The sequence below is a fragment of the Acidovorax facilis genome, assembly GCF_050626955.1.
Lineage (GTDB): Bacteria > Pseudomonadota > Gammaproteobacteria > Burkholderiales > Burkholderiaceae_C > Acidovorax > Acidovorax facilis.
The window spans coordinates 5,137,556-5,153,663 of the sequence record NZ_CP192460.1 but is presented as its reverse complement, the minus strand read 5'-3'; the positions used below and the strand labels follow the sequence as shown (position 1 = coordinate 5,153,663).

Here is a 16,108-nt window from a genome sequence, read left to right as displayed (position 1 = left end):
ACGCCAACTCAGCCTGTCGCCCCAATGCATTCAACCATCGCCGCATCCCGCATGACCTCACCTACCTGGTTTGAAGGCTTCACCACCCAGCGCATCACCACCGCTGGCGCCGAGATTTTTGTCCGCACCGGCGGTACCGTGGGTGCACCGCCCCTGCTGTTGCTGCACGGCTTTCCGCAAACCCATGCGCTGTGGCACCGCGTGGCGCAGCAGCTGGCGCACGACTACTTTCTGGTGCTGCCCGACCTGCGCGGTTATGGCGATTCATCGCACGCGCCCGGCCTGCCGGACCACCGCAACTACAGCAAACGCGCCATGGCGCAGGACATGGCCGAGGTGATGACCGCGCTGGGCCAGGACGCGTTCTTTCTGTGCGGCCACGACCGGGGCGGCCGCGTGGCCCACCGCCTGGCGCTGGACCACGCCGCGCGCGTGAAGAAGCTGTGCGTGATCGACATCGCCCCTACGCTCGACATGTACGCGCGTACCGACATGGAGTTTGCGCGCGCCTACTACCACTGGTTCCACCTCATCCAGCCCGCGCCGCTGCCCGAGAGCATGATTGGCGGCAACCCGCTCGCCTACCTGCACGCCAAGCTGGGCGGCTGGGGCAGCGCGGGCCTGGCCCACATCGAGCCCCAGGCGCTGGCCGACTACGAGCGCTGCTTTTGCACGCCCGAGGCCATCCACACCGCGTGCGAGGACTACCGCGCCAGCGCAGGCATCGACCTGGAGCATGACCGCGAAAGCCGCGCGCGCGGCGAGAGGATCGCGTGCGACACGCTGGTGATCTGGGGCGAACACGGCGTGGTGCACCGCCTGTTCGACCCACTGGCTCTGTGGCAGGCGCAATGCGCGGGCGTGGTGACGGGCCAGGCCGTGCCTGCAGGGCACTTCATCCCCGAGCAATTGCCCGCGGCCACGGCCCGCGCGCTGAGCGCCTTCATGCGCTGACGACCCGCTCCGCATCGGCACGGAGGGGCAATCGCAAGGGCCCGCCGTGCATTTGTTCACGCGCTGCCCGGCCACCATGCCTTGCACAGTGCGCACAGGTGCCCTTGCGTTCCTAGAATCCGCCGCTTCGCACGCTGCGGAACCCATCGCAAACACGACGTGTTGGCGAGCCCCCCGCTTTCCGCAGCGCCCCACCGAGCCTTGCCGATTGCGTGACCATGCCCCCCTTTACCGCCACCCAGAACCAACTGCTCACCGAGCACCTGCGCAGCTTTCTGCCAGGCATCGAACCCGAAGCGCTGGAGCTGCTGCGCGCCCAGCTGGAGTGGGTGGAGGTGCCCGGCGGCAGCACGCTGATGGCGCAGGGCGAGCCCGGCGAGTCGATGTACCTCACCGTGAGCGGCCGCCTGCGTGCCTATGTGCGCTGCGATGACGGCAGCATCGGCCCGCAGCGCCGTGTGGCCGATATGGGCCGGGGCCAGGTGATTGGCGAGATCAGCCTGTTCACCGACGCACCGCGCGCCGCCACCGTGGTCGCCGTGCGCGACTCGGTGCTGGTGCGACTGACTAAGGATGTGTTCAAGACCCTGCTGGCCAGCAGCGCCCAGGTGTCGATTGCCCTCACGCGCCAGATCATCCAGCGCCTGCAAACGGGCACCGCCACCCACACGGCCGCACAAGAGCGGCCCGTGGCCATGGGCCTGCTGCCCGTGAGCAGCGGCGTGGACCTGCAGGGCTTTGGCCAGAGCCTGGCGCGCCAGCTGGGCACCATCGGCCGCGTGCGTGTGGTCGACTCCGCCACCGTGGACGCAGAGCTGCACGAGCCCGGCATTGCCCAGCGCGAAGGCGCCGACGCCACGGCCAACCGGCGCATCGCCATGCTGCTCGACGAGATCGAGGCGCGCAACGACTTCGTGCTGCTGCTGGCAGACCCCGAGCCCACGCCCTGGACACGGCGCGTGAGCCGCCACTGCGACGAGTTGCTGCTGCTGGCCGACGCTCAGGCCGAGCCCGCCATCCACCCCATCGAAGAAAACTGCCTGCTGCGCCGCGCGCCCCTGGCCGAGGCCGCCGAGATCCTGGTGCTGCTGCACCCGGAAGGCACGCAGTGCCCACGTGGCACCCAGCAATGGCTGGACCGCCGCCCCGTGGCCGACCACGTGCATGTGCGCCCCACCCTCGACCGCGACATGGCGCGCCTGGCCCGCATCCAGAGCCGCACGGCCGTGGGCCTCGTGCTGGCGGGCGGCGGCGCGCGCGGCTTTGCGCACCTGGGCATCTACCGCGCGCTGCAGGAGGAAGGCGTGGAGATCGACTGCGTGGGTGGCACCAGCATCGGATCGGTCATGGCCGCGTATGTCGCATCCGACCAGCCGCTGGCGACGGTGATGGCCAACGCCCGCGAGGCGTTTCGCACCAACCCCACGGGCGACTGGAGCCTGCTGCCGCTGATGTCGCTCATCAAGGGCCGCCGACTGCGCCACATCCTGCACGAGGCCGTGGGGAGCCTGGTGGGCTTCCCGGCCCAGGTGGAAGACCTGTGGAAGAACTATTACTGCGTGGCCACCAACTACTCGCGCGCCAGCGAACAGGTGGTGCGCCGTGGCAGCCTGGTGAAGTCGCTGCTGGCCAGCATCTCCATCCCCGGTGCATTGCCGCCCGTGGTGCACGAGGGCGACCTGCTGTGCGACGGTGGCACGTTCAACAACTTTCCGGTGGACGTGATGCGCAGCAGCATGCGCGGCGTGGGCACGGTGATCGGCGTGGACCTGAACTTCCGCAAGCCGCGCCGCATCGAGCTGGACGACATCCCCACCAGCTGGGCCCTGCTGCGCGACAAGCTGCGCCCGCGCGCCCAGCGCCGCTACAAGCTGCCCTCGCTGGCCAGCTACCTCATGCAGGTCACCATCCTGTACAGCATGTCGCGCCAGCGCCAGTCGCAGCAGCTCACCGACCTGTACTTCAACCCCCCCATGGACCGCGTCGGCATGCTGCAGTGGAACCGCTTCGAGCAGATCGTGCAGCAGGGGTATGCACATGGCATCCAGGTGCTGGACGGACTGGATGACATCAAGCGCCGGCGCATCGGCGGGCTGCGCACCCGTTGAGAACGCACCACACGGCCCGGTCGCCCAAGCGGCATGCAACAGGCAGGCACCGGTGTAGCATGGGCGCCCTTGAGGAGGAGACCCCATGCACCCCAACGCCCAGACCCTGCAGCGCTTCTACACCGCGTTTGCGCAGCTTGACCACGCCACCATGGCCGCCTGCTATGCGCCCAACGCCACGTTCGACGACGAGGCCTTTTCCCTGAAGGGCCGCGACCAGATCGGCGGCATGTGGCGCATGCTATGCACCGCCACCAAAAAGCCCGGCGCGGCCGAGCACTGGAAGCTCACGTTCAGCGGTATCGAAGCCGACGCGGCCGGCGGCAAGGCGCACTGGGAAGCGCACTACCTCTTCAGCGCCACGGGGCGCAAGGTGCACAACATCATCGACGGCACCTTCACCTTCACGCCCGAAGGGCTGATCGCCACCCACCGCGACCGCTTCAACTTCTGGCGCTGGGCACGGCAGGCTCTGGGGGCACCAGGGCTGCTGCTGGGCTGGTCGCCATCGCTCAAGCGCAAGGTGCGGAGTACGGCGGCGGGGAATTTGAAGAAGTTTTTGGCGCAGGGGTGAGGGGTGGTGTTGCGGTGACGCAGATCGCTCAATGCATTGGGAACTGCGGCTCTCGGCCAGAACCGGACATAGGCGTCATATGGAATTTTTGAGTGCTCCCAGAATTCTCCCCGGACTACCTGGAGTGGGCAATTTCCCGCGCCAATTCAGTGCGACTGGACAAGGTAAGCATCGCGAGGGTCTGGTCGTAGAGTTTTGCGCGGACGAAAACCGCTGCTGGGTTGGAAATTTCCAGCCAGGACTCACGAAGTTTTCAGCCGTCTTCGCGGATGGAAGGGGACTTGAAGCAAATGTGCTGGCTGGCGGCCAAGGTTACAGGGTGAACACGGTGACCGGGGAGCTACTTGAAGAGTTCGGGGGTGACATTGAGTCTGCGCTGGAAGTACCGAGCACTGGATGTCTGCTGCTTTGCAGTCCCACAGACTTCGAACTTCGACAAAGGGGAGGGGGCGTCGTTTGGCGCTCGCGCCGCATCTCTTGGGATGGCTTCCGCGATCTATCCCTTCATGACGATGAGTTGAGAGGCGAAGCGTGGATGTTCGACGACACATGGCACCCGTTTACCATTTTTCTTGCAACTGGTGCAGTTGAAGGTGGCTCGTACTACGAAGCGCAGTAGGTGGAAGAAAGATGAGCGTTTGGGACTTGCGCAGGCGTCTGCTTAGGGCCCAAAGCGGAAAGTCAACGTCTTGGCTACAGACCAAAACTACGGCCGGCGATTGCCGCAAAGAACGCCGCAAGGTTAACGGTAAGTAAGGCGAATAGCGTCCGCCGAAATCTGAACCCTGACAACGCGCACACGAGCAGTGTTGCACTAACGGAGAGGAGAAACGCACCACCGGTGTACGCGGCTACTTCGTGCAGAACGTTAACCTTTAAAGGAGCGCTACGCGATCCTCCCTCAGCAAGTTCTCCGGTTTGCAAGGCGATGACTCCTGCACTACCCGACATAGCGGCGAGCATAAGAAGGATCGCTTTCCCGCCTATCCGCTCAAATGCCGACGATGGCCTCTCAGGTTGTGACAGCCCGTCTGTGCCTTGGCTCATGTCGTTTCCTCTTCCAAGATCAATGTCCGCTTCTGACGGAATTCTGCCCCACGGCGAGAGACGCTATCCAGCCCTAAGCCGAAGTTAGGGCTTTCGATAGCGCTTCTGACGTTCGCGGTGGATTTGCAGATCGTCGGACATCGATTTCGACCTTCCAGCGCCAAAGATGGAAACCCAGCCTGCAAACAGGGAAAGCCCGGCGGGGAGAAGAATCGCCGTGAGACCCATGCCATCTCGCGCCAAATTGAAGGCCATTGCGGCAAGTACCAACGCAATGCCTCCAATAACCAGGCCCCTCGCCCAAAAAAAAGTCCCGTGCATAAGGCGCTCTGCGCGAGAGACAGGCTCGTTAGAGCCTAGCTTGTCTTCAAAGAACGCCTGCCAGAAGACCCAGAAAATAATGGGAGCCAGCAGTATTGCGAAGAAGGCTCTCTCCCCATCCATCACAAGCCAAGCAGAGAGAGAAACCAAGACGATGCCTACTGCAATGAGAACTCTGCGCTCCATAACTTCCCAGCGCTCCATGCCTTCTCCTCGATGAGTGGGTGAACGTCCGCTCCTAGCCGAATTCTGCCCGACGGCGAGGAACGCAATCGGACCCATCGGAGCCACTGCTACGATGACGGCCACCGGCCCAAAGCGCCCTATCACTGTGCTCGATCAGCGACAGGCAGCCACCCACCTTGAACCCCGCCCTCGCATCTGCAACGGGCAGCAGTGGAAAAGTCAAGTCCAATTGGCCCCTAGCGCTTATTCAACAAGCGCCAGCAGCTATCAAATCAGTAGCTTCTACCAAAAACCCGTAGCACTCTTGTACTTCTTGCCACTGCCGCAATGGCACGGAGCATTGCGACAGGACATGTGGCGATGCCGTGCACGGAGACAAAAGGGCCGGCAGCCAAGCGCTGGGCCTGCTGGGTGTGCTGCGGGGCTGGTCGCCTTCGCTAAAACGCCAGCGGCCCCCTCCCCGTTCAACCGACCACCCCTCCTTTCGCACGGTCCGGTGCGACATCGCTCCCCATCCGATCAATCAGCACCGCGCTGGCTTCGTTAAGCCCCAGCACCTGCACCGTGCAGCCATGGTGCCTCAAGCGTTCCACCACCTTGTCGAGTGCGGCCACGGCGGTGATGTCCCAGAAGTGGGCGTGCGTCACGTCGATGACCACCGCGCGGCCTTCGGCGCCCAGCACGTCGAACGCCTCGATGAACGCATCGGCCGAGGCAAAAAACACCTGGCCGGACACGCGCCAAGTGCGCTGGCCCAAGGCCGTGGCACCAGCGCCATCTGCGTGATCGGCGCCATCCGCATCGTCGTGCACGCGCACCTCCAGCATGTGCGAGACCTTGAACGCAAAGAACACCCCGCTGAGCACTACGCCCACGGCCACGCCAGCCGCCAGGTTGTGGGTGGCGATGGTGACGGCCACGGTGGCCAGCATGGCGGCGCTGGACAGGCGCGGGTGGCGCACCAGGGCACCCAGCGATTTCCAGTCGAACGTTTCGGCCGACACCATGACCATGATGGCCACCAGCGCAATCACCGGCACCTTGGATACCCAGTCTTTCAGCGCCACCATGAGGATGAGCAAAAACACCCCGGCGAACAACGTGGACAGGCGCCCGCGCCCGCCGTACTTCACGTTGCCCACAGCCTGGCCGATCATTCCGCAGCCCGCAATGCCGCCGAACAGGCTGGCCGCGATGTTGGCCACGCCCAGCCCCGCACATTCGCGGTTCTTGTCACTGGGCGTGTCGGTCAGCTCATCGACCACTGCGGCGGTGAGCACTGATTCGAGCAGGCCCACCATGGCGATCGCCAGCGCGGGCAGCAGGATGATGCGCAGGGTGTCGAGCGACGCGGGCACCTGCGGCAGCGCAAACACAGGCAACGCGTCGGGCAGTTTGCCCAGGTCACCCACCGTGGGCAGGTGCAGCCCCAGCGCCGATGCCAGCACAGTGAGCACCACCACGCAGATCAGCGGTGACGGAATGGCGGTGAGCGCAGGCCATGCCAGCCGCTGGCCCAGCCACGGCAGGCCGTAGATGAGCGCCAGCCCCAACGCCAGCGCCCCCCAGGTGGCCGTGCTGGCGCCGTGCAGGTGCGGCAGTTGCGCGGCAAAGATCAGGATGGCCAGCGCATTGACGAAGCCCGTGCGCACCGAGCTGGAAACGAAGCGCATCAACACGCCCAGCTTCATCAGCCCAAACGCCACCTGCACCGCGCCTGCCAGCAGCCCCGCCGCCAGCAGGTAGCCCAGCCCGTGCGACTGCACCAGCGGCGCAGCCACCAGCGCCACCGAGCCTGCCGCCGCCGACACCATCGCAGGCCGCCCGCCGGTGAAGGCGATGACCAGGCTGATGACAAACGAGGCGAAGAGCCCCACCGAAGGGTCCACGCCCGCCACAAAGGAGAAGGCGATGACTTCGGGGATGAGCGCAAACGTGGCCACAGCCCCGGCCAGCAGCTCGCGCGGAATGCTGGGCGCCCATTCGGCGCGCAGACGGTTCAGGGTGGAAGGGTTCATGCGGTGTGCCCTGCAAAAAACAAAGCGCGCCCGAAGGCGCGCTGCGAGGAATTTCAGATCAAAACAGGCTCTAGCGCTTATCCATCAAGCGCCAATAGCTATCCAATCAATAGCAAATTGCCCAACAAAATCAAGCTCCGTGGCACTTCTTGTACTTCTTGCCGCTGCCGCAGTGGCACGGGTCATTGCGCCCCGGCTCGGGCGCCTTGCGCACCGTCTCCACGCGCGGGCCCATGCTCTTCCACAGCTGGCGCAGGTCGTACACGGCCCAGATGGCTTCGCCGAAGGCCTCGACGCGCGCCTGGCTGGTGCTGGGTGGGCCGTCTTCGTCGTACATGCAGACTTCGGGCTTGCCGGTGTCGTCTTCGGTCAGGGCAACGATGCGGTCCAGCGCGTCGTCCAGCCACTTGGCGGCTTCCTTGTCGCGCGGGGCGGCCCAGTCTTCAGGCCAGTTTTCCACGGCAAACATGAAGCCCAGGGCCCACACCTGACCGAAGGACGGGATCTCCTGGTCGTCGCCCATTTCGGCGCGCTGCTCGTCGGTCAGGCTGGCCACGGCGCCGCGCATGTCCATGGCTTCGGGCTGGAAGGTGCGGTCGTCGTCCAGCGTCTTCACGTCGGTGTCGAGCTGGGTCACGATTTCGGCCCAGCGGCGGTTCCACAGCTCTAAAAAGCGCGCCTGCTGGGCGGCGTCAGCAAAGGCTGGCAACTGCGGCAGCGGGTCGCCTTCGGCAACATCCAGCTCGGCGCCGTCGCCCAGCAGCATGGGCAGGTACTCGGCCGGGGCGATGGCGCGGCGGCTGCAGATCAGCGCGGTCATGAAGCCATCGCAGAACTCCCACTGCGGGATTTCCTCGCCGCGCGAGCGCAGGTCGTCGAGGATGTTGTCGATCTCTTCCAGCTCTTCAGGGCCCAGTGCGGCGGCCGGGGCGCCCGCGGGGTCATCAAGATCGTCGGTGGAGGGAGTGGGCGATGTGGGTTCGGTCATGGGGGGCTCCGGTCGTCAAGCGAGAAAGCGGGGGCGGTAAAACATTGTTTTACTTTTATGATGCGCAGGCCTTGTGCCGTGGCGCTGGTGTAGCGGCGGAGGTACGGCGACCCGGGGTGGTGCCGGGCCTCAAAAGCGCCTTGCGCAACATGGCAACCCGATAAAAAGGCGGTCAGTGTAGCCCCCTCTCGCACCGCCACCAGAACCAGGACCCCCATGCTCCACCAACTGAACTCCCTGTACCCGGTGCGCTACACGGCCTTTGCGCTGTGCGTTTTCGGGCTGCTGCTGTCGCTGTTTGCGCTGGTGGCTTTTCACGTGGGGTTGCCCGTGGTGCTGGTGTTTGCTGCCCTGGTAGCAGTGGGCGTGTACGACCTGCAGCAGTCGCGCCACGCCATTTTGCGCAACTACCCGGTCATCGGCCACATCCGCTTCATGCTCGAATATGTGCGGCCCGAGGTGCGCCAGTATTTCATCGAAAGCGATAGCGAGGCCGCGCCGTTCTCGCGCGCCCAGCGCTCGCTGGTGTACCAGCGCGCCAAGGGCGACCCGGACAACCGCCCCTTCGGCACGCACCTGGACGTGGGCGCGCAGGGTTATGAATGGGTGAACCACTCGCTCGCACCCACACAGCTGCCGTCGCACGACTTTCGCGTGTGGATCGGCGGCAACCCCGATGCGCCGTCGCAGTCTGTGGCGCCTTGCACCCAGCCTTACCACGCGAGCGTGTTCAACATCTCGGCCATGAGCTTTGGTGCGCTGTCGGCCAATGCGATCCTGGCTTTGAACCAGGGTGCAAAAAGAGGCGGCTTCGCGCACGACACGGGCGAGGGCAGTATCAGCCAGCACCACCGCGTGCATGGCGGTGACTTGATCTGGGAGATCGGCTCGGGCTACTTTGGCTGCCGCAACCCCGATGGCACGTTCAGCGAAGAGCGTTTTGCAGCCAGCGCCACCGACCCGCAGGTGAAGATGATCGAGCTGAAACTCAGCCAGGGCGCCAAGCCGGGCCACGGCGGCGTGCTGCCGGGGGCCAAGGTGACTGCCGAGATCGCCGCTGCGCGCGGGGTGAAGGAGGGCGAAGCCTGCATCTCGCCCGCCAGCCACAGTGCGTTCAGCAACCCGGTGGAAATGATGCAGTTCATCGCGCGGCTGCGCACCCTGTCGGGCGGCAAGCCCACGGGCTTCAAGTTCTGCCTGGGACACCCGTGGGAATGGTTTGCCATCGTCAAGGCCATGCTGGTCACCGGCATCACGCCTGATTTCATCGTGGTCGACGGCGCCGAGGGCGGCACGGGCGCGGCACCGGTCGAATTCACCGACCACGTGGGCGCGCCCCTGCAAGAGGGCCTGCTGCTGGTGCACAACACCCTGGTGGGCGTGAACCTGCGCGACCGCGTGCGCATTGGCTGCGCGGGCAAAGTGATCAGCGCCTTCGACATCGCGCGCATGATGGCGCTGGGCGCCGACTGGTGCAACGCGGGGCGCGGCTTCATGATGGCGCTGGGCTGCATCCAGGCGCAAAACTGCCACACCGGCCACTGCCCCACGGGCGTGACCACCCAGGACCCGCTGCGCCAGCAGGCCCTGGTGGTGCCCGACAAGGCCACGCGCGTGGCGCAGTTTCACCGCAGCACCTTGCACGCGCTGCAGGAGCTGGTGCAGGCCGCCGGGCTGCGCCACCCCAAGGACATCACAGCCCACCACATCGTGCGCCGCATCAGTGACACCGAGGTGCGCCTGCTGTCCAACCTGATCACGCGCATGCAACCGGGCGCGCTGCTCGGCCCGCTCGACGCGCAGCACAACGTGTTCCGCCTGTACTGGCCCTTGGCCAGCGCGCACAGCTTTCAGGCCAGCGAGCCTGCACTGGAACCCTCCATCCCCCACCATGTCGAGCTGGTGCACGCAGCAGCCGCGGGCACCGCAGCGGCCGTGGCGGGGGACGCCGCTGTATGAACTTGACGATGGACGCATCCGCCCCCACCCACACCGCCGCCCCGGACTACGCCGCCTTCTTGCAGCAGCAACTGGCCACCCAGCCCCACAACGTGATGGCCCATGTGCTGGGCCACGAACAGATCTGGATCAAGCGCGCCGGCGCGCCCCACGGCACGGGCCGCTACCGCGCCATGGCCGTGCTGGCCGCCCTGCTGCGGCTGGACGCCCTGCGCCCCGTGCCCAACCCCGGCGGCCCTGCGGCCATTGCCACCGAAGTGCAGCGCCTGCGCGACCTGGCCGCGCGCGGCATCCGCGTGCCCGTGGTGCTGGCCGCCTTGCCCCATGGTTTTGCCATGCGCCACCTGGGCCACACGGGGGAAGAGATTCATTCGCTGGGCAACGAGATCGACCATGCCGTGCAGGCGGGTGACACGGCCACCGTTCTGGCGCTGTGGCAGCAGGGGCTGGACACGCTGGCCCTGGTGCACCGCCAAGGCACGTGCCTGAGCCAGGCCTTTGCTCGCAACATGGTGCGCTGCCCCGATGGCGAAGTGGCCTGCATCGACTTTGAGGACGACCCCGCCGCCGTGCTGCCCCTGGCGGTGTGCCATGTGCGCGATGCGCTGTGTTACGCGCACTCCACCGCGATCTACCTGCACACCAGCGGCACGCTGACCGAGGGGCGCGAGCGCTGGGTGGCGTGGGTGGCGCAGGAGAGCGCGGAGATGCAGACGGTGCTGGCGACCAGTGTCCGGCGGATGGGGTGGATGGGGCTTTTGCCGGCAAGCCGCAGACTGGGGCGGGATTTGCAGCGGGTGCGGGCGGCGTACGAGTTGCTCAGCAGATGAAACGCGGCCGCTCCTATCAAGCTGTGGTTGTTCACTGACAGCGCCAAGCGCGCTCATCGCCTATCGTTCAGGTGGAGCTTCCTCCAGCCCTCCCTTCTTTCCATGCCACTGCCCGCCGCTGCCAGCCCAGCCGCCCCTGAGCCCACGCCCTTGCCCACCACCTCCGACAAGACCCGCCGCAGCCGACCGCCCACCCTGTCGCGGGCTGCCTGGAAGCAGTTCATGGGCGTGGCCCGGCCCTACTGGGCAGGCGACAAGAAGCGCACCGCCTGGGGCCTGATGGCACTGCTGATCGCCCTGATGGTGTGCGAGACCCAGCTGGCCGTCATGCTGATCGACAAGACGGGGGAGATGACATCGGCCCTGGCGGCCAAGCAGGCCGACCGCTTCTGGATCGCGGTGCGCACCAGCCTTGTTGTACTGGCATTCGCGGTGCCGGTGTACGCCTTTTATTACTACATGCGCGATGCGTTTTCCAACCACTGGCGGCGCTGGCTCACCCACCGTTTCCTGGATGGCTATCTGAGCGAACGCAAGTACTACGAGATCGGCGCGGGCGGCGACATCGACAACCCCGACCAGCGCATCAGTGAAGACATCAACACCTTCACCAGCCGGTCCACGCACTTCCTGCTGATTTTCATCGGCTCGCTGATGCAGCTGGTGGCGTTCAGCGCGGTGTTGTGGTCCATCTCCAAGACGCTGGTGGCATTTTTGGCGGTGTATGCCCTGCTGGGCACCTTCGGGGCGCTGTACTTTTTTGGCGCGCCGCTGATCCGGCTGAACTTCTGGCAGATCCGCCGCGAGGCAGACTTCCGGTTCGGGCTGATGCGGCTGCGCGAAAACGCTGAATCCATCGCCTTCTACCGGGGCGAACCCCAGGAGCGCGTGCAGATCGACCACCGGTTCGAGGCTGCGTTTACCAACTTCGCCCGGCTCATCAAAAAGCAGCTCTCGCTCAACCTGTACCAGCGCTCTTTCAGCCAGCTTACCTTGATCCTGCCCAGCATCCTCCTGGCCAATGCGGTGCTGTCGGGCGAGCTGGAGGTGGGCCGGGCCATCCAGGCGGCAGGCGCATTTGCCGCCGTGCTGGGCGCCATCTCGCTCATCGTGGACAACTTCGAGAGCCTGAGCCGGTTTGTGGCGGGCATCGACCGGCTCCATACCCTGTCGCAGGTCGTGCTCAAAACCCCTGCCGCGCCCACTCCCTGGGCCGAGCCCGCCCCAGCAGGCCAGCCTGCGGACGATGCGGCGCCCGCGATCAACGCCCACGACCCCTCCGAGCCCCCACCGCAAATCACCACCCGCATCGGCGACACGCTGGCCATCGAAGGGCTCTCGCTTTACACCCCCCACTTCGGTCGCCTGCTCGTGGCCGACCTCTCGCTGCAGCTACAGCCCGGCGACGCGCTGCTCATCACCGGCCCCAGCGGCTGCGGCAAAAGCTCGCTCTTGCGTGCCATTGCCGGCCTGTGGCACACGGGCAGTGGCACCGTGCAGCACCCGCCCCTGGAAGACATGTTCTTCCTGCCCCAGCGCCCCTACATGCAGATTGACACACTGCGCAGCCAGATCATCTACCCGAGCAAGCAGACGGCGCTGAGCGACGAACGCCTGCTGGAGCTGCTGCGGGAGGTGCACCTCGAATCACTGTCCAAGCGTGTGGGGGGGCTCAACGCGTCCTACGACTGGGAGAAACTGCTGTCCGTCGGCGAGCAACAGCGCCTGGCCTTTGCCCGCGTGCTGGCGCGCCAGCCCAGCATCGTCATCCTGGACGAAGCCACCAGCGCGCTGGACAGCGCCAACGAAACCGCCCTCTACGAACGCCTGCGCGCCAGCGGCACCACCCTCATCAGCATCGCCCACCGCCCCGCCGTGCTCAAACACCACACGCACGTGCTGGAATTCAAGGGCGAAGGGGCCTGGGAGCTGTACGCGGCAGCGGACTTCAGGTTTGATAGCTGAGCGCGGCGGCTCAAGCGACGGAGGGGCAGCTTCGCCCGATGAGAGCAGGTCGGGTTACGCTTCGCCAACCCGACCTACATGACTTCCGCAATGACCGACTTTGAGATCTACACACCCACAGCAGAAGAAGTTCACTCCGGCGTCTTAGGCCGTCGGATGCGGCAATTCAACTACGGGTTCGTCGGTGAGTACGGCCAGTCCCAGCCGGTGTGGGTGAGCGCGCGTGACACCCAGGGCGAATTGGTGGGCGGGCTGCGCGGATTCGTGTTTTTGGAATGGCTGAACGTGGAACTGCTGTTTGTGGACGAAGCCGCCCGGCACCATGGAGTGGGCCGCAACCTGCTGGCAACAGCGGAACAGAAAGCCCGCGAGCTGGGCGCACACAGCGTGACGCTGAACACCTTTGAATGGCAGGCGCGCGAGTTCTATCTTAAACAGGGCTATGAGGAGTTTGGGCACATCGACAACTACATCCAGCGATTTCAGCTGGTGTATTTGAAGAAGGCTTTGATGCCCTGATGTCCTCGGCCAGCGTGCCTACGCGTCTTCAAAAGTCCCACGCGAACCACAGCCAGGCAGCGACAACCAGACAACCCATCGAGAGCACAACAAAGACCCAGTAGAGGCCGGGAATGCCCCCTACCGCAGTCAACTTGTTCGACTGCAACCCATCCTGCTCGGCGGGCGACAAAGGATCCACGCCAACAGCCCGGCCAGACGATGGCGGTACAGCCCAGATCTTGTGGCCGGACGTTCGTTCAAACTGACGCGCATCGAAAGCGAGGTACGCGAAGAAGCCTGCAAGGACTAGAAAACCCAGTGGCCCCATACGGATCCTCATGGTGACAGACGGCTCAAAGAGCGTTCAATCCATCGCAGCGACGGGTACCTCTTCAAGCACCAGCTCCGTCGCCACTTGCGCATCCAACAGCGCCAACCGCTTGCGCATACAGATCACCGCCTTGTCCTTGCTCAGCAAAATCGCCCGGTGTGCCGCCGCCAGGTCGATGAACTTCTGGTCGTCCGCGTCCTTGCAGACATAGGGCACCTTGGGCGCGACCTCCACCAGCCGCGCCTGCGCATCAAATGCAGCGAGTACCTGCGCTGCATCCAGGCGGTAGTAGTCCATGCGCCCAACGATGTGCGGATAGGCCAGCACACGCTCCAGTTCGTCGCGCATGACCTGGGTCGCTATCCAGGCCAGGCGCCCTTGGGCCAGCAGTGCGCGCAGGGGGGCGGTGCGCGGGTCGCTGAAGATCAGCAGGTCGAGCGCGACGTTGGTGTCCACCACCACAGGGCGGGCGGGTTCGCCCTGTGCGGCCTCGGCGGGCAGGCGCAGTTCAACCTGCATTGCGCGGGTCGTTGTCAGGGGCGGGTTTTGCAGCACGGTCGCGCACCGCGCCCTTGATCATGTCGAAGCGGAAGAGGCGGCATTCGATGGGGCCGTTCCACATCGGCACGCGGCGCGATTCTTTCAGGCGCATCTTGCCGGGCAGCTTGAGGTCGGGTGTGAGCATCCAGGCCTGCCAACCAGCGTAGTTCTTCTTCCAGTGCGAGGCCAGCTGGCTGAAGAATTCGCCGCCATCCTCGGTCTGCGCCTCTTCCCGACCCACGGCCATGCCCTGGGCACGGTCGGCAGCGCGCTCGCTGGCGTTGCGGCCTGCGCTACCTGCGGCAGCAATGCGCTCGCCGTAGGGCGGGTTGAGCAGCATCACGCCAGGCTGGTCGCACGGTGGCATGCGCTGCAGGGCGTCGCCGCCGCGCAGCTGCACGGCATCGGCCACGCCTGCGCGCTCAGCATTGCGCTGCGCAAAGTCGACCATGCGGAAGGCCACATCACTGCCAAACAGGGGCACAGCGCTTGTCTGTATTGCGCTTTCAGCTTCGCTTTTAATAGCATCCCAGACATGGGCCTGGAACGGCAGCAGCTTCTCGAACGCAAAACGCCGCAGCATGCCGGCCGGAATGCGGCAGGCGATCTGCGCGGCCTCGATCACGATGGTGCCGCTGCCGCAGCAGGGGTCGTACAGGGGCTGGGGGTTGTCGCCATGCGGGTCCCAGCCGCTGGCGGCAATCATGGCGGCGGCCAGGGTTTCTTTCAGTGGCGCATCGCCCTTGTCTTCGCGCCAGCCGCGTTTGAACAGCGGCTCGCCCGAGGTGTCGATGTAGATCGTGGCCTCGTCGGTGGTCAGGTGCAGGTGGATGCGCACATCGGGCCACTGGGTGTTCACGTCGGGCCGCACGCCGCTTTTGGCGCGGAAGCGGTCGGCCACCGCGTCCTTGACCTTGAGACCTGCGAAGTTGAGGCTCTGCAACGGGCTGTGTTGGGCCGTCACCTCGACCTTGAAGGTCTGGCGCGTGGTGAACCAGATTTCCCAGGCCACGTCGCTGGCCATGGCATAGAGATCGTTCTCGGAGCGGTACGGGCGGTGCGCCAACTGCACCAGTACGCGCTGGGCCAGTCGGCTGTGCAGGTTGAGCAGCAGCGCCTCGCGCCACGAGGCGCGCAGCAGCACGCCGCCGCGGCCGACGAGCAGGTCTTGCCCCGTGAGGCCGGTGATGCCATGCACCTCGTCGGCCAGAAAGCCCTCCACACCAGCGGCGCAGGGGAGAAAAAGTTGGAGTTGGTTCATGTCGATGGGGAGGATACGCGCTCAGACAATGCGTGGGAATCCGGCGTTCCCGCGCGGGCCAGCAGCAATTGGCGGATGGATTCGGGGATCGGCGCCACCTTGCGGTCGGCCTTGCCGATGAAGACGATGCCGATCTTGCCGCGCGCCACCTCGCGGCCTGAGGTCTTCTCGGTCATGCAAAACACCAGGTCAAACCCATAGCGGTTGAAGTCCGCAGGCGCCATCTCCACGCGCATGGTTTCACCGTGGAAACCTTCGGACTTGTACTGCGCCACGATGTCGCCGACCACGATGGACAGCCCGCCCACGTCGGCCTCGGGGTAGCCCAGCGACTGGAAGAAGCGCACCCGCGCTTCAGAGACCAGGCTCAGCAGTTGCGCGTTGTCCAGGTGCCCGCCTTGGTTGACGTGGCTGATGTAGATCTGCAGCTCGGTGGCAAAGCCGAAGTGCGGGGGGAGGTCGAAGACGATGCGGGCCATGGTGGGGTGGCGGATAGAAAAACGAAAAATTCAAACAGGGCGAGCC

At 65.4% G+C, this 16,108-nt stretch carries 15 protein-coding genes; 7 read left to right on the top strand and 8 right to left on the bottom strand.

All coding sequences use genetic code 11. The features are described from left to right. Positions 1-51: 51 nt before the first annotated feature. From ACQ4MJ_RS23610 to ACQ4MJ_RS23600, 3 genes are all read left to right on the top strand, one after another. Entirely contained in the window at positions 52-954 is a 903-nt protein-coding gene (locus tag ACQ4MJ_RS23610) for an alpha/beta fold hydrolase (protein ID WP_431151066.1), read from the top strand. Positions 955-1,172: 218 nt separating this feature from the next. Beyond that, a complete protein-coding gene (locus tag ACQ4MJ_RS23605) occupies positions 1,173-3,062 on the top strand; it encodes a cyclic nucleotide-binding and patatin-like phospholipase domain-containing protein (RefSeq protein ID WP_431151067.1) in 1,890 nt (629 codons plus the stop codon). A gap of 85 nt (positions 3,063-3,147) precedes the next feature. Beyond that, a complete protein-coding gene (locus tag ACQ4MJ_RS23600) occupies positions 3,148-3,636 on the top strand; it encodes a nuclear transport factor 2 family protein (RefSeq protein ID WP_431151069.1) in 489 nt (162 codons plus the stop codon). Between the two features lie 1,131 nt (positions 3,637-4,767). Here the strand turns inward: ACQ4MJ_RS23600 and ACQ4MJ_RS23595 are convergent. The 4 genes from ACQ4MJ_RS23595 to ACQ4MJ_RS23580 form a co-directional block, all read right to left on the bottom strand. Beyond that, entirely contained in the window at positions 4,768-5,208 is a 441-nt protein-coding gene (locus tag ACQ4MJ_RS23595) for a hypothetical protein (RefSeq protein ID WP_431151071.1), read from the bottom strand. A 264-nt stretch (positions 5,209-5,472) separates the two neighbouring features. Then, complete coding sequence (locus tag ACQ4MJ_RS23590; protein WP_431153143.1) at positions 5,473-5,544, bottom strand: SEC-C metal-binding domain-containing protein; 72 nt, start codon at positions 5,542-5,544, stop codon at positions 5,473-5,475. A 110-nt stretch (positions 5,545-5,654) separates the two neighbouring features. Next, a complete protein-coding gene (locus ACQ4MJ_RS23585; RefSeq protein WP_431151073.1) occupies positions 5,655-7,208 on the bottom strand; it encodes a SulP family inorganic anion transporter in 1,554 nt (517 codons plus the stop codon). 130 nt (positions 7,209-7,338) lie between these two features. Next, entirely contained in the window at positions 7,339-8,196 is an 858-nt protein-coding gene (locus ACQ4MJ_RS23580; RefSeq protein WP_228899235.1) for a YecA family protein, read from the bottom strand. Between the two features lie 216 nt (positions 8,197-8,412). On the opposite strand from ACQ4MJ_RS23580, the gene ACQ4MJ_RS23575 reads away from it, so the two are divergent. The 4 genes from ACQ4MJ_RS23575 to ACQ4MJ_RS23560 all read left to right on the top strand — a co-directional run bounded on the left by ACQ4MJ_RS23575 (position 8,413) and on the right by ACQ4MJ_RS23560 (position 13,469). Continuing rightward, a complete protein-coding gene (locus tag ACQ4MJ_RS23575; RefSeq protein ID WP_431151075.1) occupies positions 8,413-10,155 on the top strand; it encodes an FMN-binding glutamate synthase family protein in 1,743 nt (580 codons plus the stop codon). Between the two features lie 8 nt (positions 10,156-10,163). Then, on the top strand, positions 10,164-10,985 hold the full coding sequence (locus ACQ4MJ_RS23570) for a hypothetical protein (protein ID WP_431151076.1): 822 nt from the start codon (positions 10,164-10,166) through the stop codon (positions 10,983-10,985). A 222-nt stretch (positions 10,986-11,207) separates the two neighbouring features. Continuing rightward, entirely contained in the window at positions 11,208-12,950 is a 1,743-nt protein-coding gene (locus ACQ4MJ_RS23565) for an ABC transporter ATP-binding protein/permease (protein WP_431153144.1), read from the top strand. 90 nt (positions 12,951-13,040) lie between these two features. Further along, positions 13,041-13,469 (top strand): GNAT family N-acetyltransferase, encoded by a 429-nt coding sequence (locus ACQ4MJ_RS23560; protein WP_431151077.1) that lies wholly within the window; start codon positions 13,041-13,043, stop codon positions 13,467-13,469. A gap of 28 nt (positions 13,470-13,497) precedes the next feature. Here the strand turns inward: ACQ4MJ_RS23560 and ACQ4MJ_RS23555 are convergent, their stop codons facing one another. From ACQ4MJ_RS23555 to ACQ4MJ_RS23540, 4 genes are read right to left on the bottom strand one after another with little or no spacing between them, the layout of a single operon-like run. After that, complete coding sequence (locus ACQ4MJ_RS23555; RefSeq protein ID WP_431173680.1) at positions 13,498-13,779, bottom strand: hypothetical protein; 282 nt, start codon at positions 13,777-13,779, stop codon at positions 13,498-13,500. A gap of 36 nt (positions 13,780-13,815) precedes the next feature. After that, the gene (locus tag ACQ4MJ_RS23550; RefSeq protein WP_431151081.1) at positions 13,816-14,301 is read right to left on the bottom strand and encodes a putative toxin-antitoxin system toxin component, PIN family; all 486 of its coding nucleotides are present in this window, start codon (positions 14,299-14,301) and stop codon (positions 13,816-13,818) included. Further along, the gene (locus ACQ4MJ_RS23545; RefSeq protein ID WP_431151083.1) at positions 14,291-15,583 is read right to left on the bottom strand and encodes a THUMP domain-containing class I SAM-dependent RNA methyltransferase; all 1,293 of its coding nucleotides are present in this window, start codon (positions 15,581-15,583) and stop codon (positions 14,291-14,293) included. Before ACQ4MJ_RS23545 ends, ACQ4MJ_RS23550 begins: the two co-directional genes overlap by 11 nt. Beyond that, positions 15,580-16,062 (bottom strand): acyl-CoA thioesterase, encoded by a 483-nt coding sequence (locus ACQ4MJ_RS23540; RefSeq protein WP_055402488.1) that lies wholly within the window; start codon positions 16,060-16,062, stop codon positions 15,580-15,582. The genes ACQ4MJ_RS23545 and ACQ4MJ_RS23540 overlap by 4 nt, the downstream gene beginning before the upstream one ends. Positions 16,063-16,108 lie beyond the last annotated feature (46 nt).

What these genes read in the sequence shown, in the direction of transcription:
- ACQ4MJ_RS23610 (WP_431151066.1), top strand. Translation starts at nt 52, where the DNA reads ATGACCTCACCTACCTGGTTTGAAGGCTTCACCACCCAGCGCATCACC.
- ACQ4MJ_RS23605 (WP_431151067.1), top strand. Translation starts at nt 1,173, where the DNA reads ATGCCCCCCTTTACCGCCACCCAGAACCAACTGCTCACCGAGCACCTG.
- ACQ4MJ_RS23600 (WP_431151069.1), top strand. Translation starts at nt 3,148, where the DNA reads ATGCACCCCAACGCCCAGACCCTGCAGCGCTTCTACACCGCGTTTGCG.
- ACQ4MJ_RS23595 (WP_431151071.1), bottom strand. Translation starts at nt 5,208, where the DNA reads ATGGAGCGCTGGGAAGTTATGGAGCGCAGAGTTCTCATTGCAGTAGGC.
- ACQ4MJ_RS23585 (WP_431151073.1), bottom strand. Translation starts at nt 7,208, where the DNA reads ATGAACCCTTCCACCCTGAACCGTCTGCGCGCCGAATGGGCGCCCAGC.
- ACQ4MJ_RS23580 (WP_228899235.1), bottom strand. Translation starts at nt 8,196, where the DNA reads ATGACCGAACCCACATCGCCCACTCCCTCCACCGACGATCTTGATGAC.
- ACQ4MJ_RS23575 (WP_431151075.1), top strand. Translation starts at nt 8,413, where the DNA reads ATGCTCCACCAACTGAACTCCCTGTACCCGGTGCGCTACACGGCCTTT.
- ACQ4MJ_RS23570 (WP_431151076.1), top strand. Translation starts at nt 10,164, where the DNA reads ATGGACGCATCCGCCCCCACCCACACCGCCGCCCCGGACTACGCCGCC.
- ACQ4MJ_RS23565 (WP_431153144.1), top strand. Translation starts at nt 11,208, where the DNA reads ATGGGCGTGGCCCGGCCCTACTGGGCAGGCGACAAGAAGCGCACCGCC.
- ACQ4MJ_RS23560 (WP_431151077.1), top strand. Translation starts at nt 13,041, where the DNA reads ATGACCGACTTTGAGATCTACACACCCACAGCAGAAGAAGTTCACTCC.
- ACQ4MJ_RS23555 (WP_431173680.1), bottom strand. Translation starts at nt 13,779, where the DNA reads ATGGGGCCACTGGGTTTTCTAGTCCTTGCAGGCTTCTTCGCGTACCTC.
- ACQ4MJ_RS23550 (WP_431151081.1), bottom strand. Translation starts at nt 14,301, where the DNA reads ATGCAGGTTGAACTGCGCCTGCCCGCCGAGGCCGCACAGGGCGAACCC.
- ACQ4MJ_RS23545 (WP_431151083.1), bottom strand. Translation starts at nt 15,583, where the DNA reads ATGAACCAACTCCAACTTTTTCTCCCCTGCGCCGCTGGTGTGGAGGGC.
- ACQ4MJ_RS23540 (WP_055402488.1), bottom strand. Translation starts at nt 16,062, where the DNA reads ATGGCCCGCATCGTCTTCGACCTCCCCCCGCACTTCGGCTTTGCCACC.